General features: G+C 40.4%; 20 protein-coding genes and 1 other annotated feature. Of the genes, 2 read left to right on the forward strand and 18 right to left on the reverse strand.

The window, feature by feature from the left end:
* Position 1: 1 nt before the first annotated feature.
* Genes BM137_RS10805 through BM137_RS10820 form a run of 4 tightly spaced genes read right to left on the reverse strand, consistent with a single transcriptional unit; the run spans position 2 to position 3750 of the window.
* Positions 2-1483: a sugar ABC transporter ATP-binding protein gene (locus BM137_RS10805; RefSeq protein WP_092481184.1), complete on the reverse strand. Its 1482-nt coding sequence runs from the start codon at positions 1481-1483 to the stop codon at positions 2-4.
* A gap of 12 nt (positions 1484-1495) precedes the next feature.
* A complete protein-coding gene (rbsD, locus tag BM137_RS10810) occupies positions 1496-1894 on the reverse strand; it encodes a D-ribose pyranase (protein ID WP_092481185.1) in 399 nt (132 codons plus the stop codon).
* A complete protein-coding gene (gene rbsK / locus BM137_RS10815; RefSeq protein ID WP_092481186.1) occupies positions 1869-2774 on the reverse strand; it encodes a ribokinase in 906 nt (301 codons plus the stop codon). Before rbsK ends, rbsD begins: the two co-directional genes overlap by 26 nt.
* Positions 2767-3750 (reverse strand): LacI family DNA-binding transcriptional regulator, encoded by a 984-nt coding sequence (locus tag BM137_RS10820; RefSeq protein ID WP_092481187.1) that lies wholly within the window; start codon positions 3748-3750, stop codon positions 2767-2769. Before BM137_RS10820 ends, rbsK begins: the two co-directional genes overlap by 8 nt.
* 302 nt (positions 3751-4052) lie before the next feature.
* On the opposite strand from BM137_RS10820, the gene BM137_RS10825 reads away from it, so the two are divergent.
* Positions 4053-5375 carry an APC family permease gene (locus BM137_RS10825; RefSeq protein WP_092481188.1) on the forward strand — a complete coding sequence of 441 codons (1323 nt, stop codon included), beginning with the start codon at positions 4053-4055 and terminating at the stop codon, positions 5373-5375.
* 55 nt (positions 5376-5430) lie between these two features.
* On the opposite strand, the gene BM137_RS10830 is transcribed toward BM137_RS10825, so the two are convergent.
* The 5 genes from BM137_RS10830 to BM137_RS10850 form a co-directional block, all read right to left on the reverse strand.
* On the reverse strand, positions 5431-5610 hold the full coding sequence (locus BM137_RS10830; RefSeq protein ID WP_092481189.1) for a 2-hydroxymuconate tautomerase: 180 nt from the start codon (positions 5608-5610) through the stop codon (positions 5431-5433).
* A 64-nt stretch (positions 5611-5674) separates the two neighbouring features.
* The gene (locus BM137_RS10835) at positions 5675-6586 is read right to left on the reverse strand and encodes a nuclease-related domain-containing protein (RefSeq protein WP_092481190.1); all 912 of its coding nucleotides are present in this window, start codon (positions 6584-6586) and stop codon (positions 5675-5677) included.
* Between the two features lie 883 nt (positions 6587-7469).
* Positions 7470-8585, reverse strand: coding sequence for a lactate oxidase (locus BM137_RS10840; protein ID WP_092481191.1), 1116 nt, complete (start codon positions 8583-8585; stop codon positions 7470-7472).
* A 58-nt stretch (positions 8586-8643) separates the two neighbouring features.
* Positions 8644-9351 (reverse strand): LrgB family protein, encoded by a 708-nt coding sequence (locus tag BM137_RS10845; protein WP_244887696.1) that lies wholly within the window; start codon positions 9349-9351, stop codon positions 8644-8646.
* Positions 9344-9736, reverse strand: a complete 393-nt coding sequence (locus BM137_RS10850; RefSeq protein WP_092481192.1) for a CidA/LrgA family protein — start codon at positions 9734-9736, stop codon at positions 9344-9346. Before BM137_RS10850 ends, BM137_RS10845 begins: the two co-directional genes overlap by 8 nt.
* A gap of 177 nt (positions 9737-9913) precedes the next feature.
* Here BM137_RS10850 and BM137_RS10855 point away from each other — a divergent pair, with 177 nt between their 5' ends.
* The gene (locus BM137_RS10855) at positions 9914-10807 is read left to right on the forward strand and encodes a LysR family transcriptional regulator (protein WP_092481193.1); all 894 of its coding nucleotides are present in this window, start codon (positions 9914-9916) and stop codon (positions 10805-10807) included.
* Positions 10808-10934: 127 nt separating this feature from the next.
* Here the strand turns inward: BM137_RS10855 and BM137_RS10860 are convergent, their stop codons facing one another.
* The 9 genes from BM137_RS10860 to BM137_RS10905 form a co-directional block, all read right to left on the reverse strand.
* Positions 10935-11768 carry an energy-coupling factor transporter transmembrane component T family protein gene (locus tag BM137_RS10860; protein ID WP_092481194.1) on the reverse strand — a complete coding sequence of 278 codons (834 nt, stop codon included), beginning with the start codon at positions 11766-11768 and terminating at the stop codon, positions 10935-10937.
* A complete protein-coding gene (locus tag BM137_RS10865) occupies positions 11761-13476 on the reverse strand; it encodes an ABC transporter ATP-binding protein (RefSeq protein ID WP_092481195.1) in 1716 nt (571 codons plus the stop codon). Before BM137_RS10865 ends, BM137_RS10860 begins: the two co-directional genes overlap by 8 nt.
* Positions 13477-13515: 39 nt before the next feature.
* Positions 13516-14064: an ECF-type riboflavin transporter substrate-binding protein gene (locus tag BM137_RS10870; RefSeq protein WP_092481196.1), complete on the reverse strand. Its 549-nt coding sequence runs from the start codon at positions 14062-14064 to the stop codon at positions 13516-13518.
* Positions 14065-14085: 21 nt separating this feature from the next.
* Positions 14086-14934, reverse strand: coding sequence for an SAM hydrolase/SAM-dependent halogenase family protein (locus BM137_RS10875; protein ID WP_092481197.1), 849 nt, complete (start codon positions 14932-14934; stop codon positions 14086-14088).
* 39 nt (positions 14935-14973) lie between these two features.
* Positions 14974-16281, reverse strand: a complete 1308-nt coding sequence (locus tag BM137_RS10880) for an O-acetylhomoserine aminocarboxypropyltransferase/cysteine synthase family protein (RefSeq protein ID WP_092481198.1) — start codon at positions 16279-16281, stop codon at positions 14974-14976.
* Positions 16282-16298: 17 nt separating this feature from the next.
* Entirely contained in the window at positions 16299-17225 is a 927-nt protein-coding gene (locus tag BM137_RS10885) for a homoserine O-succinyltransferase (protein WP_092481199.1), read from the reverse strand.
* A 64-nt stretch (positions 17226-17289) separates the two neighbouring features.
* Positions 17290-17559, reverse strand: a binding site (T-box leader).
* 729 nt (positions 17560-18288) lie between these two features.
* Positions 18289-20439, reverse strand: a complete 2151-nt coding sequence (locus BM137_RS10895; protein WP_092481201.1) for a choice-of-anchor J domain-containing protein — start codon at positions 20437-20439, stop codon at positions 18289-18291.
* A 449-nt stretch (positions 20440-20888) separates the two neighbouring features.
* Positions 20889-22232 carry a PTS transporter subunit EIIC gene (locus tag BM137_RS10900; RefSeq protein WP_092481202.1) on the reverse strand — a complete coding sequence of 448 codons (1344 nt, stop codon included), beginning with the start codon at positions 22230-22232 and terminating at the stop codon, positions 20889-20891.
* A 193-nt stretch (positions 22233-22425) separates the two neighbouring features.
* Positions 22426-22642: transposase (locus BM137_RS10905; protein ID WP_177192568.1), on the reverse strand; the 217-nt coding region annotated here is incomplete at its 5' end.

The raw sequence follows: 22642 nt of genomic DNA on the forward strand, positions 1-22642 counted from the left end.
ATTAATACCCTCCCGTTGCAAATTTCATAATTTTTTCTTCTGTCGCTTCTTGTTTTGACAACTCGCCAGCGATATTTCCTTCGTGTACTACGATTACTCGGTCGCTGACTCCTAATATTTCCGGAAGGTCGCTCGATACCATAATGATCGCAACTCCTCTGTCCGCTAATTCATTCATCAATTGATAGATTTCTCGTTTAGCCCCAACGTCAACGCCTCGAGTAGGCTCGTCCAAAATCAAGACTTTTGAACCGATTCCGATCCATTTGGCTAAAACGACTTTTTGTTGATTCCCGCCGGACAAACTAGATGCAGGATCAAATTCATCAACTGCTTTGACATTCAAGCGTTTCATCAACATTGTCGAGAAATCGCTTTCTGCTTTGGTATCAATTATCCCGTATTTGCTGAAGCCGTCGATCGATGGCAAGCTGATATTGTCTCGTAACGAGTAATCCAGTACCAAACCTTCTTCTTTTCGGTTCTCCGTTAAGAATCCGATGCCTTCTTTGATCGCTGCACTTGGATTTTTGATCGTCAATTTCTTGCCTTCTAAAATCATTTCTCCTTCGTCTAGAGGATCCATCCCGAAAATACTGCGCATGATCTCTGTTCGACCCGCTCCCATCAATCCTGAAAAACCAACGATCTCTCCGGATTTCACATTGAACGTAATGTCTTTGAAGCGGTCTTTTTGTGTCAGGCCTTTTGCTTCAAATGCAACCTCTCCGATTTTCGAATGTTTCGTCGGATAGTAATCTTCTAGATCTCGCCCAACCATTTTGCGCACGACTCCATCATTTGTCGTCTCTTTTGTCATAGTTGTATCAATCGATACGCCATCACGCATGACAGTGATGCGGTCACTGATTTTGAAAATCTCTTCCATGCGGTGAGAGATGTAAATGATTGATACATTCTTTTCAGTCAATGTATGGATCGTTTTAAACAAGACATCGATCTCGCGTTCCGTTAAAGCGGCTGTCGGCTCATCCATGATGATGACTTGTGCGTTCGTCATCAATGATTTAGCGATTTCGATCATTTGCTGCTGTCCTACAGAAAGGTCTTTCACGTCTTTGTCCAAATCCAATTGCACACCCAAATCGCTGAACGTTTGATTGGCTAACTCTTTCATTTTTTTCGTTTGGATCAATCCGATTTTGTTTTTGATTTCTTTTCCGATAAATAAATTCTCTAAAACAGTCATTTCCGGCCACGTGTTCATCTCTTGATGGATAAAACTTACGCCATAATCTTCCGCTTCTTTCGGATTGGCAAAAAGTTGTTGTTTCCCGTCGATCACGATTTCTCCAGCGTCTGCCTTATGCAATCCTGTCAAAATATTCATCAATGTCGATTTACCTGCTCCGTTTTCTCCCATCAAAGCATGAACTTCTCCAGCACGAATATCAAAATCTACTCCTCTAAGAACAGAGTTGCTGTCAAAACTTTTCTTGATTCCAGTCATTTTCACTTCCATCGAACACACCTCCTAAAATAAAACGCCTGATTGTAAAATAATATTGGAGTACGGGGTTGCTTCTCCTGTACGAATCACTGCTTTTACATCTTTCAATTGTTGCTTGAATTCCTCATGGCTCACATAAGTGATGCGCTCTTCTTCCACAAGTTCAGCTTCGATAGCTTCTAATTGAGAAGCATTTTGTTCTTTGATCTCTTCTGCTAACACTACTTCTTCTACTTTCATGTCGTTCAATACCGCTTTTAACACTTTGATAAAAGAGGGATCGGATAACGCAATCGCCAAATCAATTCTCTTAACGCCTGTTGGTATCGGCAATCCAGCATCTCCAATCGCGATTTTATCTGTATGTCCTAAGTCTGTCAGTACTTTTGCAATGTCGCTATTTAATATTCCAAGTTTTTTCAAAGTGTTCACTCTCTTTCATCTCTGCTAACGAAGGCATGCCACCTTGAGCACCAAATTTTTGAATCGATAATGAAGCAGCTAAATTTCCGAAACGAATACTTTCGTCCATACTCATCCCTGAAGAAATCGCTACAGCAAATGCCCCATTGAAGGTATCTCCTGCTCCGGTTGTATCTACCGGCTGTACTTTATAAGAAGGAATTTGTTTCTCGCTTTCTCCATCATGGTAATAAACGCCTTTAGATCCCATCGTCAAAATCAATTGATTCGGGTATTTTGCTAACCCTTCAGAAATCGTCATATCTGGGAAAAGCTGATGGAACTCACTTTCATTCGGTGTAAAGTAAGTCGCTTTTTCTAAAATACTTTGCTGTACTTCACGAGCCGGCGCCGGATTGTAAATCACTTTTACATTACTCTCAAAGCACAACTCAATAATTTCATCCACCACTTCTTGTGGCAGCTCATTTTGTACAACGACCATTTGAGCAAATTGGATAGCTTCTTTTAAAGACTGAATTCGACTTGTATCAATCTCGTTATTCGCTCCCGGAATGTAGACGATGCTGTTGTCTCCGTCCGCAATCGTGATGTGAGCTGAACCAGATGGCTCGTATGTAACGGGTTCCACATAGTCTGTATGAATCTTGTTAGTTGTTAAATTCAAGAGCAGTTCTTTTCCAAAAATATCGCTCCCTACTGTTCCGACCATATACACATCGGCACCCAGTCGAGCACTTGCTACTGCTTGGTTAGCTCCTTTTCCGCCAAATGTCGTTTCAAATCCTGTTCCGGTAATCGTTTCTCCTACTTCTGGTCTTTTGTCTGTTGTTACTACAAAATCTGTTGAAATACTTCCAATAACCATCATTTTATTCATCTAAATCCTTCTTTCTTAATGATTCTCTTAGTTTCAAGGTCACAGGCAGTTGAATATGATTTTCATGTGCATATCCTTTTTCAAGGATGTTGCACAACAATTCTGCTCCTTGATAGCCTATTTGATAAGCAGGTTGGGCAATCGTTGATAAACCTGGGTACATCATTCTGCTGAACGGCATGTCGTCATAACCGATAATTTGCAGGTCTTCGGGAATGTTCATCCCTCTTTTGATGGCTTCTTTCATGACAGCCAATGCGTATACATCATTGGAGGCGATTACACTGTCAACATCCGGGTGTTGCTCAAAGAATCGTTCGGCTGTTTCTTCTGCCAAATTCAATTGGAAGCTGGCGGTTTGGAACACTTCATAAGGAACCAGTGATTCTTGCAAGACTTTTTCGCTCCCAGCCAATCTCATTGCTGAACCAGCAACACTTTTTGGACCAACCATGATCACGACTTTTTCCGGGTTTCTTTCCACTACAGCTTGTGCAGCTAATTTGCCCCCTGCGTAATCATCTGAATGAACAGCATATTCTTGATGGCTGTTCACACGGTCCAATAGAACCAACGGCATGTTGTTCAACTTAGCCGCGCTGCCTTGTACCGCTGAAATGACTCCGGCAATATTGTTTTGCTCAAATATTTTTAAATAATCGCTCTCTTTTTCTGCGTCATCTTCCACATTCCCCAACAATAAACTGTATCCGCGTTGGTTCACTCCATCTTCTACTCCCTTTGCAATAGCTGGAAAAAAAGGATTCGTGATATCCGGCAGCAGCAATCCGATCAACTTTGATTTCTTCTGAAACAGTGATCTGGCTACTTCATTAGGGTAAAAATTTAGTTCCTTGACGGCTTTTTCAACTCTTTTTCGTGTAGACTCACTGACATATCCGCTATTGTTCAATGTTCTGGACACAGTAGCCACGGACACTCCTGCTAATTTCGCTACTTCTCTGATGGTTGTCATATTGAATCCTCACTTTCAAAAGTTAAAATGTGAAACCGGTTACACATAGAATGTACCATCTTTTAAAATTTCATGCAAGCACTTTCTCTTATCTTTTTGAAAGTTTTCTTTTCTTCCCAAGTAATCTTGGATGTTTATTTGATAAGAAAATGTTGGTATATAAAGGTTACAGCCCATTAGTAAGAGTTTAGAAACAAAGTTCTTAATCTCTTTCTTCGTGATACAGATTATTGTACAATGGAGCATGTTGAAAAAATGTAAGACTGCATTTATAAGAAAGAACATAGAGTGGAGAATAACATATGGAAGAAACATCTAAAGGTTTAAAAAAAGAGCTGTCTTTTTTCACAGCTTTGACTATCGTAATGGGGACCGTTATCGGATCAGGCGTATTTTTCAAGCCTGAAGCTGTGTACCAAGCCACTGAAACGGCTGGTTTAGGCTTAGCAGCTTGGTTATTGGGCGGGCTGATCACAATTTGCGGTGGGTTGACGACAGCAGAACTGTCCGCTGCTATTCCGGAAACTGGCGGTATGGTCGTTTATTTACGCCGTGCTTACGGTCCGCTAGTGAGTTACTTATTAGGCTGGGCACAAACTATGGTTTATTTTCCAGCCAATATCGCGGCATTATCCATCATTTTTGCTACACAAGCCATCAATTTGACCGGCTTAGATTCACAGTATACGATTCCCATCGCTATCGCAGCGGCGGTCTTGATCATCGTCACTAATTTGATGGGAACGCAGCAAGCCGGGCGCTTACAGTCTGTAGCAACGGTTGCTAAAATGGTGCCGCTATTCGTCATCATCATTTTCGGATTGCTGTACCAAGGTGATGTTCAATTCCAACTGCTGCCGGAAAATCTAGCTCCGACATCCACTATTTCCAAATTAGGGACCGGTTTAGTAGCCACTTTATTCGCGTATGACGGCTGGATCAACGTTGGCGCCATCGCCGGCGAAATGAAAGACCCGAAAAAAGATTTGCCAAAAGCCATCGTCGCTGGTTTGACAGCTGTTATGGGTATTTATATCTTGATCAATTTGGCTTACTTGCAAGTGATGCCGGCTGCTGCTCTAGGCGCAACCCCGACTCCTGCTGCTGATGTAGCTCATTTGATATTCGGGGACGCAGGCGGAAAATTGGTTACCATCGGAATTTTGATTTCCGTTTTCGGAACCATTAATGGGTATACGATGACCGGAATTCGCGTTCCTTACGCCATGGCATTGAACAACGAATTGCCGTTCAGCAACCAGTTGAAGAAACTCAATCGCCAACAAGTCCCTGCTAACAGTGCGATTTTACTGTTATTGATTGCAGTGATCATGATTTTTACAGGACAATACAATCAGCTGACTGATTTACTGATTTTCGTCATCTGGATTTTCTACACGCTGGTTTTTGTCGCAGTCTTCATTTTGCGCAAAAAAGAACCTGACTTGGTTCGCCCGTATAAAGCGCCATTGTATCCAATTATTCCTTTGATCGCGATCATTGGTGGGTGCTTCATCGTAGTAAATACCTTGCTGACACAGCCGGTCAACACAGCTCTCGGCATTTTCCTGACTGCTATTGGCTTGCCGATCTACTTCTACAAACAAAAGAAAAAAACTGCATAAACAAAGGCTCTTCTACTCCGGCACTTGACCAGGTAGAAGAGCCTTTTTTGTATGATTATCCGAGCAGCTCCCCACCGACAGCATAATCCGTTTTTTTCATTTCATTAATAATCACATGTACGCGCTCCGCTGGAACATCTGCATTTTTCACAACTGCTTCAGTGATATCTTTGACCAGCCCAGCTTTTTGCTCCGCAGTACGCCCCTCAACTAACTCCACATGGACAAATGGCATAACGACCACCCTTTCTTTTTCTTTTATTGTAACTTTCTTGGGCGATTATTCAACTGTTTTTTCACTACTCGTAGTAGCGCCATCTTCCAGTACCCACGGCTCTATAAGTTTGTTTCAATGTATAAGCGATTCTATTAGCGGACAGCCGACCGTCACTCCATTTGAGGAGAACTGCCTTAGTTATTTTTTGATCCGGAAACAAGAGCTTATATTCCTCAAACTGACGAATCACCGTATCCCTGATTCGTTCTTTATGATGGCAAATAGGACAGACACTATAAAGACTCTGGGTATACTCTTCTATAAAAGTTCCACACTCGCAACAAATAACGCCTTTCTTCAAGGAAGACTCTTCATAATAAGGTACCTCGCGCAACGATACATCCTCTATATGCAATGCTTTTATTTCTTCAGCAAACTTACGCTGCGTCTGACTCAATTGACCAGAAATCTCACTGACTTCTGCTAAGTGGGCTTTCAATGCACCAGGCAATATTAATTCCTCCAACATAGGAGCTTGGTACAGCGCGAAATCTTGATTCATAAAAACGATAACTGTTTTTATAGACAAACTGTACCCCATTTGCTGCATCAATTGTCGCAACAAGGTAGAGGCATGTTTCACTTGGTCAAGAGGGTCATAAACTTCTTTTCGGCTGCGACCACTATACATCTTAGTTCCTTCATAATAATAAGTCCCTTCAAAGTTCTTCACTTCATAGATATAAATGCCTTTAGCCGTGATGATCAAAGTGTCAATTTGAAATTGCTTCCCATTAACCTTTAGAAATAAATCATTTAAAATCAGACAATCACACTTCAGCTTTTGGGTTAGCACGTCAAATTGGATTTCCCCTTTGTATCCTTTTACCCAATAAAGAAATTTGTTCCTTTCATCTCTGGATAGATTCATTCGTCTGCTTAATAACTCCATCACCCGTAAACGTTTTGGTTTTGTCCGCTCTTTAAAAGCCATCGCTTCACATTCCTCACTGTTCTTCTTACTATTAATATATGCATGAACAGCGAACTACCTTTTTTATTTTGCACAAATTTAATCGCACATGACTATTCTTTTGCTCACTTCAAATTTTGGCTTATTTAGTTTGTCTGGCGCCAAGGCGCTAGCTACTTTACATCTTCACGCTATTTTTGCGTGCACTTATGAAGTAGATGCGTCCTACTTCACATCTCAGCACCTTTTTTACACCAATTTATCAAGTAGACACCTCCTACTTCACATCCTCGCACCTTTTTCACACCAACTTATCAAGTAGACGCTTCCTACTTCACATCTCAATACTTTTTTCACGCCAACTTATTAAGTAGACACCTTCTACTTAATATCTCAGCACCTTTTTTACGTCAACTTATCAAGTAGAGGCCTCCTACTTCACATCTCAGCACCTTTTTCGCGACAACTTATCAAGTAGACACCTCCTACTTCACATCTCTGCACTTTTTTTACGCCAACTTATCAAGTAGACGCTTCCTACTTCACATCTCAATACCTTTTTCACGCCAACTTATCAAGTAGACACCTTCTACTTCACATCTCAATACCTTTTTCACGCCAACTTATTAAGTAGACACCTTCTACTTAATATCTCAGCACCTTTTTTACGTCAACTTATCAAGTAGACGCCTCCTACTTCACATCTCAGCACCTTTTTCGCGACAACTTATCAAGTAGACACCTCCTACTTCACATCTCAACACCTTTTTCGCACATACTTGTCGACTAGACATCCACATAACAACTGGAAGGTAAGTCATTTGCAGCTCAAAAGCTCGAGAAACAACAAAAAAAGTGCCGGTCCTCCACAACGGAAGACCCGGCACTTTTAAAAATCAACTAATTATTTTTTCATATCGAACAGACGAGCATTTTTCACGTCTTCAATCGTTTGTGTACCAGCTAATTGCATAACACGTTTCAAGTCTTTTTCGAAGTAGTCTAAAACTGATTTAACACCTTTCCAACCACCTAAAGCCAATCCGTACAACACCGGACGACCCACAGCAACAATGTCCGCACCGCTTGCTAGAGCTTTGAAGATGTGCTCTCCACGACGAACGCCGCTGTCGAATACGATCGGCACGCGACCAGCGACTGCTTTAGCAATCTCTTCCAGTGTATCAAATGATCCTGGTGCTTCATCCAATTGACGACCACCATGGTTAGAAACCCAGACACCAGATGCGCCGGCACCGATTGCCAAGACAGCATCTTCAGGGGTTTGGATCCCTTTGACAAATACAGGCAATCCTGAGTATTCAGCGATGAACTTCACGTCAGCGGGACAGATTTTTTGTTTCGATTGAGCATAAATGTTGTTTAGTGACATGTTTTTACCTGAACCAGTCAAGTAGCGAGACACGATCGGCATACCGAACGGGTACACGAATTTGTTCAGCAAATCTTTTTCACGGTTTCCACTCAATGTCGCGTCAGCCGTTAGAATGATCGCAGTCGCGCCATCAGCTTTCGCTTCATCCAAGATATTTTTGTTCATGTCATCGTCTTTACTCATGTAGATTTGGAACCAACGAGGATTGCCATTCAAGCCTTTTTCGATTTCTTCAAATGTAGCTCCAGAATAAGCACTGATCGACATGATCGTTCCGCCGAATTCAGAAATCCCTCTAGCTGTTCCTGCTTCTTTTGTTTCATGAGCCAATCCATGAGCTGCGATCGGTGCCATGATGAATGGAACTTTGATGTCATGACCTAAAATAGATGTTGAAGTATCTGGATTTTCCACATCTGCTAATACGCGAGGCAAGATTCCTTTGTTTTTCCAAGACTCATTGTTTTGTTTCAACGTGTATTCTTCGCCGGAAGCTCCAGAGATATAGTCGAAACCGCCTTTAGGAACTACTGCACGCGCTTGGTCTTCAAGACGGTACGTGCTGACTACTTCGATTTCTTGTTCTACTGTTGGTGCATCATATTTGATTGTTTGTTCTGCCATATTTTTCAACCATCCTTTTTTGAGTATTGTCATTTTTTAAAGTATAACCTAATTGAGATTAAAATAATAAATTTGTGATCGGTACAGTCAATGGTGCTAAAACCACTACAATCAGTCCTGTCACCACGATCGATAATCCAGACATGGCGCCTTGTACTTCGCCCATTTCAATAGCTTTCGTTGTCCCCATTGCATGAGACGAACTTCCAAGAGCGACCCCTTGAGCTACCGGATCATCGATTTTGAAAATCTTGAAAACGGTCTGCCCAACAACGGCTCCGATAACGCCGGTAAAAACAACGACCGCAACAGTTAGAGAAACAATGCCGCCTAAAGAGTCAGAGACCCCAACTGCAATAGCTGTAGTAATCGACTTAGGAAGCAACGTCGCCCCCATATTGTGGTCAAATTGGAACAGTAAGGCAAAAGCATAGATCATGATCGTATGGAAAATAACTCCTGAAACGATTCCTGATAATATAGCTGCATAGTATTTTTTCAAATACACAATATTCTTTTTCAATTTGATCGCTAAAGCTACCGTAGCTGGTGTAACGAACAAGCTGAAGAATCGTCCGCCTGTGTTATAAGTGTCTATGGAAATGTCTGTTGCCAGCAACAGCATAATGATCATAACGATCGCGAATACTAACGGCGTGAACAAAGGGTTTTTAGGCCACTTTTCTTTCAACCTTCCTGCCAGCAAATACAACCCGACAGTCAATGAGATCCATAACATTGGGCTGTTTAATATACTATCAAGCACGCGACCCCTCTCCTTCCTTTACCACCGTATTTTTCATCATTAATCCTTTGATGCTTTGGACCACTTTTCCGACAAATACCATCATTAATATCGTTGTGACGACCATAATGATCAACAGTTGCCACCAAGTATCCGCTAAGACACCAAAGTTCGTCATCAATCCCACACCCGCTGGGACGAAAAAGATTCCCATATTACTCGTCAGCCATGTGCCGACTTCATCTACTTGCTCCACTTTCAATACATTCAATTGTAATGCTAGGAATAATAAGACCAGCCCGATTACGCTCCCAGGGATTGCAATAAATGAAGCAATCAAAATAGATAGGACTTCTCCAATAAGGGAGAACAAGAAAATCCATGATAGTTGTTTGATTATTTTCAAAAGACCACACCTTTTACTAATATTTTGTAAGCGCTTCGGTACGTAAACTATATCATGTTTTTCTTTAGTTATGAAATACTGTGTTTTTATGGTACTATAAATAATATTTATAAATACTTTATTTATTATACGTTTTGTTTATGTTATATCTTTCACAAGTGAGCAAAGGAGCCTTCAATGAATTTACAAGATTTAGTGTATTTTAACCACTTAGCTAAAACTCTTAATTTTACCGCAACCGCAAAGCATTTCTATGTGTCACAACCGTCTATCTCAATGGCGCTTAAACGTTTGGAAAAAGAGCTGGATACAGTCTTGATTGATAGAAAACGAGTTCACAAGAACTTGACCTTAACCGAGACTGGTGAAATCCTTCTCAAACATTCTACTCAAATTTTAACTACAATTGATACGATTTCTGAAGAAATACATGATTTAAAAAACGAAGTCGTGTACTTTGGCTTCTTGCCGACCATCGGCGGACGCTTCATGCCCCAGTTTATGCCTCGTCTGGATAAATTCTCTTCTGCTATGAAACTGATTGAGGAAGAAAGTTCAGATGTGATGTATGATTTAGTACGTAAAGGCCAAGTACCTTTAGCCATTATCGGAAGTGATGTACCTAGCTTTGAAGATAATTCCATTTTGCAGGTTCCATTGAAACAAGAAGAAATGGCGCTTTGGGTATCTCCTGAGAATCCATTGGCACAGAAATCTATCGTTACGGCATCTGATATCCAAAAAGAATTGTTTGTCTCGTTGACTCAAGGGTACACGCATGAGCGAATCTTCGAAGAGTGGACAAAGAGCAGCAACATCGATCAACCGCAAACTCTTTACACAAAAGAAATCCAAACCGCCTTGTCGATTGCTTCGTCTACTAATATGCTGGCATTTATGAGTGATATTCTAGTAAAAGACCGACCTGGACTGGTAAGAGTCCCGATCAAAAATGCGCCTAAATTTTATATCAGCCTCATTATCAACAAGAATCTAGACAATACTACTTATTTCCAAAAAGAATTTAACAAAAAAATGATTGAATTGGTAGAAGCTTATCGACCAGAATAACGTACAAAGAAAGGACTAGAAATCTGCTTACTCAGATCTCTTGTCCTTTTTTAGTATCTATCGTGAGATATAATTCCCTTAGTTCACAATACCGTTTAGAATTAATAGAATCTTTTAATTAGGCTCTTTAAACAAACGGATTGTAAAATCGACCATCGTTCACTGCAAAAAGCCAGATACCCGTAAAAGTCATTCCTGCTACAAGGGAGATAGCCAGATAATCTATTCTTTTGAATTTTTCTTCGGCATACCATGTTCGTTTCTTCCGGGTTCCGAATCTCCGCAATTCCATCGCGTTCGTAATAGTATCAATCCTATCCAAGCTGGAAAAGATCAATGGCATCACGATTCCTGCAGTACCTTTGATGCGATCTTTTAACTTTCCTTTACTGGACGTTTCCATACCGCGCGCTTGTTGGGCGTAACCAATTTGATGAAAGGATTCTTGGACATCTGGAATATAGCGTAAAGCTAGTGCTACAGAATAACTGATTTTATACGGAATGCCGATTTTATTCAAACTTGCTGCAAATTCACTGGGATTCGTCGTTAAAATAAAAATCAGCGCTAAAGGAATCGTCGCCGTATACTTCAACACTAAGTTCACCCCATAAAATAACTGTTCTTGGGTGAGCGTGTATCGTCCGATCCCTTCCCATATCAGATGTCGATTTCCATACAGCTGGACTCCGTATTCTGGCTCAAATACATATACCGTTACTAAATTTAAGACGGAAAACACTACAATGAATTTAACGACAAATGATATCTCATGCCAGCGTATCTCAGAAATTTTAAATAGCGTGATTGAAAATAAAGAAACGGCCAATAAAAAGCGCGTATCGTATCCCACCATAACAATAGCTGATAGTAAAATGAAACAAATAAGTTTAGCTGCTCCACTTAAGCGATGCAAAACCGTTTGATTTGGAATATACCCTAATAGTTGTTGGTCACTCATTTTTACGCACCTCACGATCGTAAGCAATGAACTGTTCAGTAAACGTATAAGGATCACCCAACCCCAATTGCTCAGCAAACGTAAACAATGATGTTTCTTTCAAAGCGGCTTTAGTGGTTAATGTTTCATCTGTTAAGACTTTTACTGGTTCAGTATCTGCAATCATTTGGCCTTTTGAAAAAACGAGCGCACGCGTAGAGTATTCCAACATCAAATGCATATCATGTGTAATCATCACAACAGTGATTCCATCTTTACGCAATTTTTCCAACAATTGCATGATTTCTGTGTAATGCTTAAAATCTTGTCCAGCAGTCGGCTCGTCTAAAATAATCATTTCTGGGTTTAAAACTAAGATCGACGCAATCGTTACCCGCTTTTTTTGTCCGTAACTTAAAGCGCTGATCGGCCAATCTTGAAAAGGTGCTAGTCCGCAAATGTCCAATATATGTTTTACTCGCTCATCGGTCTCTTTTTCTGAAAAACCTCGTAATACCAGTCCTAGTGCTACTTCATCATAAATCAACGTTTTTGAAATCATTTCGTTTGGATTTTGAAGCACATAGCCAATGTGATCTGCCCGTTCTTTGATGCTGTATGCAGAAAAATCGGTTCCTTTCCAAGACAGATCTCCACTTTTCGTACGAACAAATCCACAAATCACCTTAGACAGAGTAGATTTTCCAGCACCATTTTGACCGACGATACTGATCATCTCGCCCTTTTTAAAAGCAACCGAAACATTTTTCAAGACCCAGGGAGCTCGTCTGCTATAACGATAAGATAGATTTTCGATGCGTAATAATTCTTCTGACCTGACTGCTTCTTTCGTATAGGACACAGAAGCTTGCCACTCTTCCATGATCCCTTTCAAATTCGGCCCCGCAACTTCGTGCACATGTGCTAATGAAGTTACTTGTTGCAAATCAATTCCGGCATACTTCATAGCTGTTACATATAACGGATCACGAATCCCTACTTCAGACAATAAATTCGTACGCAATAAAGCCGTTGGTTCACCATCATAAATAATGCACCCATCATCAAATACTAATATACGGTCTACTCTCCGATGTAAGACATCTTCTAAGCGATGTTCGATTATGACAATCGTGGTGTGGGTTGTTTTATGAAGTTCATCAATCCATTCAATCGTTTTTTGACCTGCTGCTGGATCCAGATTAGCTAAAGGTTCATCAAACAGCATCAATGGCACTTCATTGATCAATACGCCAGCCATTGAAACACGTTGCTTTTGACCGCCTGATAAATCTTGAGGTCGATATCGCAGATGATCTGTTAAACCGATCACTTCTGCAAAGTGCTGGACACGCTTTTTCATTTCCATTTGCGGAACTTCATCGTTCTCTAAGGCAAAAGCGATGTCTTCTGCAACCGTTAGACCGATGAATTGACTGTCCGTATCTTGCAACACCGTTCCCACTTCAAAAGATAAATCCATTAAAGAAGATTCTGCCAGTTCTTTTCCGTTGATGAACGCTGAGCCTGTGATCTCACCTGTATAAGAATTCGGAATCAATCCATTGATACAATGAGCAAACGTGGATTTTCCAGAACCGCTTGGACCTACAACAAGTACCTTTTCGCCTTCATAAATGGTTACATCGATATCCTTTAACGTCGGTTCTGCTTGGCTATGATATTGAAAACTAAACTGCTTAAATTCAATGATTGGTTTCTTGCTCATTCTATCCCTTACCCTCATCTCATTAAATACTTCTTTTGTTTATTTTTTGACTAAACTACCTTTAGGAGTTCTTGTTTTGGCATATGCGACCATCAATAACGTACCAATGATTCCTACAGAGACACTATTCACTAATGATGCTACTAGTCCTTGAACAAAAACTTTATTAACTGGTTCACTATAGATCAATACATCTAATAAAGGAGCCACTCCAGCCCAAACAATCAAGTTTCCGGCAATTTGCCAAATATTAAAACGAATGATTTCTTTTTTGCCAAAAACACCATCTTCCAGATTGATTTTGCGTCCTGCTAAACCAAAGATCACGCCGATTAAACCAGATGAAATAATCCAGCTCCACCATGCACCATATGTAGTCACGTCTTTAATCGTATGCCCGATTAATCCAATCAATCCCCCAGCTACGGGTCCAAAAATAACGGACATCAAGGCTAAAAAAGGATAAGCTGTCTCTAAGTTCGTATTTGGAATCCCCGTTGGAATAACTGCAAAACGTCCTAATATGACAAATACTGCTGCCCCGATCCCTATTGCTACAATTGTTTTTACTGAAAACGTTTCTTTCATCTTAACTTCCTCCTCTAATGGTTAAACTGTTCCCACTTTTTTGATTTGAATGATCCAATCTTTTCCTATTCCAATATCATACATTTGCGAAAACGATGCTTGATTAACGGCAACTCCAATGTTGACCAATGAATTCACATACACCAAGGCTTGCCCAATTTCCACTTCTGCAAATGAACGGACAAATGTGAGGCTATTCTGATAGATTTTCACTTGTTTGTTGTAAATCGTGACTTGTACAGTGTCATTCGGATGAATGCCTGCTTCCTTAACGACTTCTAATGGTATATTAGTCCACAGCGATCCAAAACGAATATCCAAAATATCGATACTGCCTGTTACCGCATCTTCCTTAACTTCTATCGGAACAGTTTCCAAAACCGTTAAGCTGGTCGTTTCGACCACGGACCCTAACTCTTCAAATGTCACTTCGCCAGAAGCCAGTCTCGCTCCGTTATATGCGTAAACATCTCTTCCATGAAAGGTATGACTATCTTCCGAATGAGGCAAACGGCTCTTGACTTCATCAATCTGACGCACTTCTTCAATCCCTAAATTCAATTCTAAATGAGTCAGAGATCCGTTATCCGGCGTGATTACATAATGACCAGATGTTGTTTTCACCGCGACACTTCTTCGTTCACTACCTACTCCGGGATCCACAACCGATACAAAGACGGTTCCTTCTGGCCAATAAGGTACTGTCTGCAACAAACGATAAGATGCAGACCAAATGTCATACGGAGGAATATCATGTGTCAAATCCTCCACTACAATTTCTTGACTCACCGTATGGGCAACTCCATACATCGCACTAACTGCCCCGTCCCCTAAACCGAAATCAGTTTGCAATACTAGATACTTCTTCACTGTCGTTCCTCCCTAAAATAAGTCGCTAACCTCTATAAATTATACTTCCTCTTTCACCAGTTTCTCATTAGCAATTTTTTGGAAAGCTTGTTCCAAGTCAGCAATAATGTCATCAATATGTTCAATCCCAACAGAGAGACGGATTTGTTCTTCTGTAACACCGGCTTTCAGTAATTCATCACCATGGAGCTGAGAATGTGTTGTACTTGCAGGATGGATAACTAAGGATTTCGCATCCCCGACATTCGCCAAATGAGAGAATAGATTTAGGGAATCGATGAAACCAACCCCAGATTCTCGCCCGCCTTTAATCCCAAATGTAAAGATCGAACTGACTCCTTTAGGAAAATAATTGTCTGCCAATTCTTTGTATTTGCTGTCTTCCAACTCAGGGTAATTTACCCAATCCACTTGCGGATGATTTTTTAAATAGTCAACCACTTTTCGAGCATTCTCTACATGACGCTCGATTCGAAGAGAAAGCGTCTCAATGCCTTGAAGCAACAGGAATGAATTCGTTGGGCTGATAGAAGCGCCAATATCCCGAAGTGACTGAGCGCGAATTTTAGTAGTAAATGCACCCGCCCCTAAATCACCGAATATTAAGCCGTTATAATGCGAATCTGGTTCAGTGAAGCCCGGATATTTTCCGCTGGCTTTGTAGTCAAATTTCCCAGATTCCACAACCACGCCTCCCATTGTTGTTCCATGACCGCCTAAAAATTTCGTAGCAGAATGGACAACCACATCTGCTCCCCATTCAATAGGACGGAACAAATAAGGGGTAGCAAAGGTGTTATCCACAATCAAGATGATGTTATGGTTATGAGCGATTTCGGCCACTCTTTCGATATCAATCAAGTTGATTCCTGGATTACCGATGGATTCAATAAAAATGGCTTTTGTTTTATCTGTAATGGCCGCTTCAAAATTTTCTGGATCGTCAGGGTCTACAAAAGTAGTGTGGATACCCAACTTTTCTAATGTCACACTGAATAAATTGTGCGTACCACCATATAGCGTCGAAGCGGACACGATCTCATCCCCGCTGTCTGCGATATTGATGATCGCATAAGTAATGGCTGCCGACCCGGAAGCAACGGTAAGACCGGCTGTACCGCCTTCTAATGCAGCGACACGTTCATCCACCACAGCCGTAGTCGGGTTAGTCAAACGGGTGTAAATATTGCCTGGTTCAGTCAAGGCAAAACGTCCAGCAGCCTGCTCCGCATTGTCAAATACATAAGAAGACGTTTGGTAAATAGGAACCGCACGAGAACCAGTCTCGTCTATATGCTGTCCTTCGTGAATCTGTTGAGTTTCAAATTGATAGTTTTTTTCTGTCATCGTAAATCTCTCCTTTTTTATGGCTTTCCAATAGTTTGTTCTGCTTTATAAGTGCTTCCATTGTAGACAATATAATTCAACCAGTTGCTGACGAGTAAATGAGCTGCAGACCGCCAACGAACTATAGGCGATTTAGATGGGGCATCATTTGGATAGTAATTTTGGGGAACGGCGATTGACCGCCCTTTCGCCAGGTCACGCATATATTCTTTTTCCAATGTATCCGCATCGTATTCCGCATGCCCGGTAATGAACACTTGCCGATTATCCCGACTGCGAATGAGGGCGACCCCTGCTTCATTTGACTCCGCTAGTATTTCCAGCTCAGCTGTTTTTTCTATGGCTTCTTTATGGTTTCCAGTATGGCGGGAATGGGGGAGGTAAAAGACATCGTCCATTCCCTTAAGAAGACTTGCTTTGGAATCAGATACGCTATGTTCAAAAATTCCAAATAGTTTCTCTGACAAAGGGTATTTATCCAACCCGTAAAAATAGTAGAGGCCAGCTTGAGCGCCCCAACAGATGTAAAAAGTGGAGTAAACATGGCTCTTGCTCCACTCCATGATTTCTACCAGCTCAGGCCAGTAAGCAACCTCTTCAAAAGCAAGATGTTCTACTGGAGCGCCGGTGACGATCATCGCATCGAATTTTTCATCTCGAACTTCCTCTAAGGTTAGATAGAACTCAGCCAGATGAGCAGCCGAGGTATTCTTCGATTGATAGCTCTTCGTGCGCAAAAAAACGACTTCTACCTCCAGCGGTGTATTTCCCACCAACCGCAGCAAGTGCTCTTCAGTTGTTTCTTTCAGCGGCATTAAATTCAAAATCAATAATCGTAAGGATAGTTTCTTTTGTTCTGCACTTACCTCGCCTTCCATATTTTGGATGTTCTCTCTGGCTAACTTTTGTGCAGCCGGTAATTGTGGATCAACCTTTATCGGCACGATCATCCCTCCTATTTTAAAAAAAGTTCATAAAAAAATCCGCCCCTGCACAAAAAAATCTTTGTGCAAGGACGGAAGAAAGTTCATCTCTCGTGTTACCACCTTGTTTTGTAAAAGCCTCACAGCTTTTACCTCATCCAGTACGCCGAGTTCATTTGACTCAGTTATACTGTGACACTATAACGGGCGTACCCGTATTCATCTAAAGTCCAATGGAACTGTCGACAAATCCACTCCAAGGCCATTTTCCATTTCAATTCCACTACCCCTTCTCACCAATAGGGGTTCTCTTTGAGTTTCCTGTAAAATGTACTTTCCTCTTCACTGTGTTTTCTAATCATTATTTAATGTTTGTTATTTTCATCTAATATAACAAGCAAATGTTCAAGTGTCAATCATCAAATTAACTTAAAATTCATCTAGCAAAACGCCTATCCATTTGAAACACTGTTACTCGGAAATTATATTTTTGTGTATCACCATCGCGCTAACGATATTTAATAGGATAGTTACAATAAGAAGCACCGCGGATACCCAGTTTAAGGTGCTAGTCGTATCCATCAGTGCAGTCCAATCTTGAATTTGGACTAAGTAATTGTTAAAGGAAATTTGAAGCCATAAGGCGCCAGCACAGGCCCCCATACTCAACAAGGGCAGGACAAATGGAAATTTAGTTTTTCTTTTTTTGTATCGTACTATACTAACAACGGGAATGAACCAGGCAACCAAGCCCAAAATTAAACTCCCCACATTAAGCCAACCGTAATCAAATGAATCAAACATAATAATCTCCTTTCACGATTCTCGTAGTATGTGTCTGCATAGATTAATTAGTTGTATTATAGCCTAATGCTGTTAAGAAAAATATAAATTCGCAGCCTTCTTCTTAACCCAATTTTTCTTTTATCTTTTGTATATGTAATTCTTTAGTTTGAGTACACATTTTTATGTAAATTTCTCCTTTACTATCATAACGGAAACTGCTCTCATAAAAAGGCACTACAAGGATATTGAAAGCAGCAGCAAAAAAACGAGCCGGTTATCCCGACTCGTTTCCACTTAACTATTTGTTCCCTTTGCCGTTATTTCCTGAATTTCCGTTGCCATTTCCGTTGTTTTGTTTCAACTGAATCTCATAAGTGAATTCTACAGGATCTCTTTTCCCAGCCGGAGCTGCGTAAGTCGTAATCATGTAGTTTTTCCCGTTTTGGAACAGTTGATTCAATTGCAACGCATCTTCTTGAGTCACATTAAATGGATCGACCTCAATGACTTTCGTGTTTGTCTTTTGGCCTTTTCCATTGCCTACTACACGTTCATTGATAAAGCTGACCGTGTAGTGAACATATTTGCCCGTAGCTTCATCTAACGTTTTAAATTCGTCGGTAGATGATCCATCATTGGCATAGCCGATTTCCGGGATGGAAATATTGTCGACATACCAACCGGCTTCGTTACTCGCCCAGTCTGTTAAATAACGGAACGACAGCAAGACCGATTCGCCTGCATAAGCCGATAAATCAATGGATTCCTCTTGCCATTCCTCGTTCACTCCCGTAAACCCTGGGAGATTTTCCACAATTGTTGGGTAAACACCATCTGCTGTATCACTGCGTGTGTTTTCATTGGCTAAACTTTCCCATGTAGCTCCACCGTCCGTTGAAACTTGTACAAATCCATAATCCCAAGTGTCTTCAATTTGAAGGAGTTGGTCAAATTCTAAAGTAGCTGTCTCTACTCCTGTCAAATCAGCTTCGAAGATTAACCGGTTGTCTGCTTCATCTCCTTGATTCCCCCAGAAAACAGTGTTGTCTGCGTTCAACGGATCCGCAACTTGTTGCCACTGTTGAGGAAGGAAATCGACCCCGTTGAAGGAGATGTTGTCGATTTTGCTTTCAAATTTCAGTTCTTTGAAGTCACCGCCCCATGCCGGGACACCAGACTTCTCATAGAGTTCTGACTTTTCAAAGTTGACGGTAATGCCTCTAGGAGTCCCAGCATTATCTACAGGAACCTCGCGTAAATCAATGCTGTTAAAAGCATACTCTTCATTTCCGTGGCGATCATTATCCAACACTAAAGCAGCCATAAAATTCTGATACAGCTGAGTAAAGTCTAATCCTGTTCCGTGATTCGCCAGCGTTTCATTGACACTCTCGATCCCTTGTTTGTCACTCAATGCCAGGTCACGAATAAACTCTTGGCCAAATTGGTCATTCATGTATAAAGTAAACAGGTACACTTGCCCATAATCTGCAATGGTTTCTGGACCTGTTTCCGCGTAACGGTGGTCATCCCAATTGACGAGGGAATTCTCTGGATGATCCAAGTAATAATTGATGGCCCCTGTGTTGTGGCCATATCCTCCAAGATACTCAGAGAACGTTGACATCCCTTCATTGATCCACGTTTCTTCCGCTGCATCATTGTCCGCATGAATCAAATGTTGCAATTCATGAATCGTTGTTCCAAAGTACGTTGGGTCTAAACGATTTTCCCAATCCGATGTATCCACCGTAATCATATTGCGGTCCGTATAAAGTTCCAATGTCTGCCAGAAAAATCCTGCCACATAATTCGGATATGTCGGATCAAAGTAATTTTCATCTTGCACGTTATCCACCATCAGCATGACTTTCTCACTACCGGCATAATAATCGTCCGGAATGCCCATCGATTCTAGTAAAGCATTCGTCCCATCTAAAACATCTGGTGTTCCAAAAAAGGAAGTCGCTTGTGGATAGATGTTGCTGTCAAATTCAGTCCGCAACTTGTCCACTTGTGCTTGTGTCACTACCGGATCTGGACGAGGATCGCCTTCTGGATAGCCAGTATCATTCGCTACCCAAATCTCAACGTTCTCTCCCACACTGCGCAATGTGTACTCTTTCAATTGCAAATTGTAATCCAAGAAAAGCTTGGTTCCGCCATTATATGTAAAATTTTCTTCAGCTGCACTGTCGGAACTGGCTTCAGCAGAATCAAAATTGATGTCAGCTGTTTGCTGTTGTACTTTTTGTGCCGCTTCCTTTAAAAAGGCGTCATCTTCTGAGAGAGTCTCCAAATAAGTATCCACATCCAGTGTATCCCCATAACGCTCTGAATCCCATGCTGTCCCCTCAGCTGAAACAGGTGAACTGGCAACAAGTGGGCTGACTAATGACAACCCAACTGCGCCTAATGTAGCCAAAGACGCTAATTTTTTCTTCTTCATTCCTTTTCCCCCTTTAAATTATCCACATCAAAAAAAACTACAAAATTCCCCTCCTCATTAAAAACAAATCATTCTCATATTTTTTTAACATGAATAAGAACAAAATAACATACTAAAAATAAAGAGGCAACCATAATGATTTTGTACTGGCTTCAATAGGCCGTCCACTAAATATGTAATCTCGTAAAAGGCGCAGATAGACCAAGAAAAACTCCAAATTTTCTTTTGAGAGAAAATTTGGAGGGAAATGAAATAGCTTAGTCTTAGTATTCATATATAGATTTATCCAAGCCAATTTAGGGCTTTTACAACCTTTATCGTTTACTAAATTATTGATTCTTATTGAGAAACTAATACTAGTAAATAAACATTATAGTTGGCAAAACTGGGCTTCCCTATATTTTAGAACCGATCGGGAATTTTTTAACAATTTTAGCAAAGAGCTTACATCATCGCCCAGTTTGTTGTTCATTATCAAGCACAGCCTCATTTGATAAAGTATGGGCTTCATTTCGTTTTTTATCGTATCTCAGAATAAAAGTAGTTGCGAAAAATGAAACTGCTATAGATATTGCACCTGTTAAAAGAGCTATAATCATATTGCTCATAGATCCATCAGGGTCTAAGAAGAATAACAAGGTAAATAATCCAGGTGCGCCTCCCATTACAAAACTCTTTAAGGCGAAAATAGCAGCAAATATCCCACCACTGATTGCACCTATTGCAGTTCCTATTAGTGCTTTAGGACGACCGATTAATGCGCCATAAAATGCGGGTTCAGTAATCCCAAATACTCCTGTTAATCCAAATGAAAAATAAGCTCCACTTTTTTCTTTGTTTTCTTTGACGAATCTACTTACAGCTAAAGCAGAAGCACCAATACACAAGTTCGAAATAAATCCTATTACCACAACCACAGGATCATACCCTAATGTCTCGACTGCTTGGAACCCTATTGGCATGATTGCTTTATCTAATCCTAACATAACCATATAAGGATATAGAGCAGATAATATTGGTAGTGCAATAAATCCAGCATTACTCATCAACCACGTAATACCATTACCTACATACTGACTTAAAATAGTTCCAATTGGTCCAAATAGAATCAACGTAAACGGAACAACAATTAGCATTGTTAAGAATGGTTTGAGGAAGTACTTAATAAATTCTGGTATCAATTTGTCTAAAATTTTATCTACGTAGTACATAAACAGTACCCCAAGAATAACAGGCAGAACACTTCCACCGTAATCTACAGTTGTAACTGGAATACCTAAAAAGTCTAATCCCTCTACAGCACTAATAGATGGATTTACTAATATTGCTCCTAAAAAGGCACCCAAAATTGGAGAAAGTTTTAACTTTCTTGCAGTAGTATAACCCAAGTATATAGGCAACATAGAGAAAGCCGCACTGAAAATAGCTAAAATGATTTGAGCTGTTCCACTTTCTGGAGATACATTAAAATAGTTGATTAGAAGGTTATTAGCGGCTAAAATTACTCCCCCAGTAATTAAAGCTGGTACAATCGGCATAAATAGTTCTGCAAAAAAGCCCCCTACTAAATCAACATAGTACTTAAAGTTTCTTTTCTGATCTTGAGCTTCTTCTAGGGCTTCTTTTTTTCGTGGATTTTTATCATCATATCCTGATACTTCTAAAAAATCATTGTATGCTTCATTCACATTTGCTCCAACAATCATTTGAATTTGTTCATTTTTAAATACATACCCAAGAGAACCTTCCAAATTTGTCAAAGCTTCTTTGTTTATCTTACCTGAATAATTCATACTTTTTATAAACTACCAAATTTTATAATTATCTGTTTAGTTTTATGCTCAATGGCTCTTTTTCTCAAAAATATTTTTCTAAAGGGTTTAATTTATTTTTGCTAACTGATTAAGTTCAAGAAAGACCTCATTTTGGGAGCACTCATCCTATCGGATGGTTAACGAATTTTTTTGAATGGCGCAATAAACGCAACTAACACTGCAGTACCTGAATGTTTTGTAGAATCCGATAAAATAGCTTTTGGTAAGCATGGTAACTACTTAATTTCAAGTATTGTCTTCTTCCGGAATGAACTATCTTTCCAGCAATTTTAAAGAGAAATAAGCGAATAGTAGAAACCTGATACCCTTTCGTTTCATTGGTAAAACACAATGTTCGCATGAAGTTCACGATATTGTAAGCCAATAGG

The sequence above is a fragment of the Desemzia incerta genome, from assembly GCF_900115825.1.
Lineage (GTDB): Bacteria > Bacillota > Bacilli > Lactobacillales > Carnobacteriaceae > Desemzia > Desemzia incerta.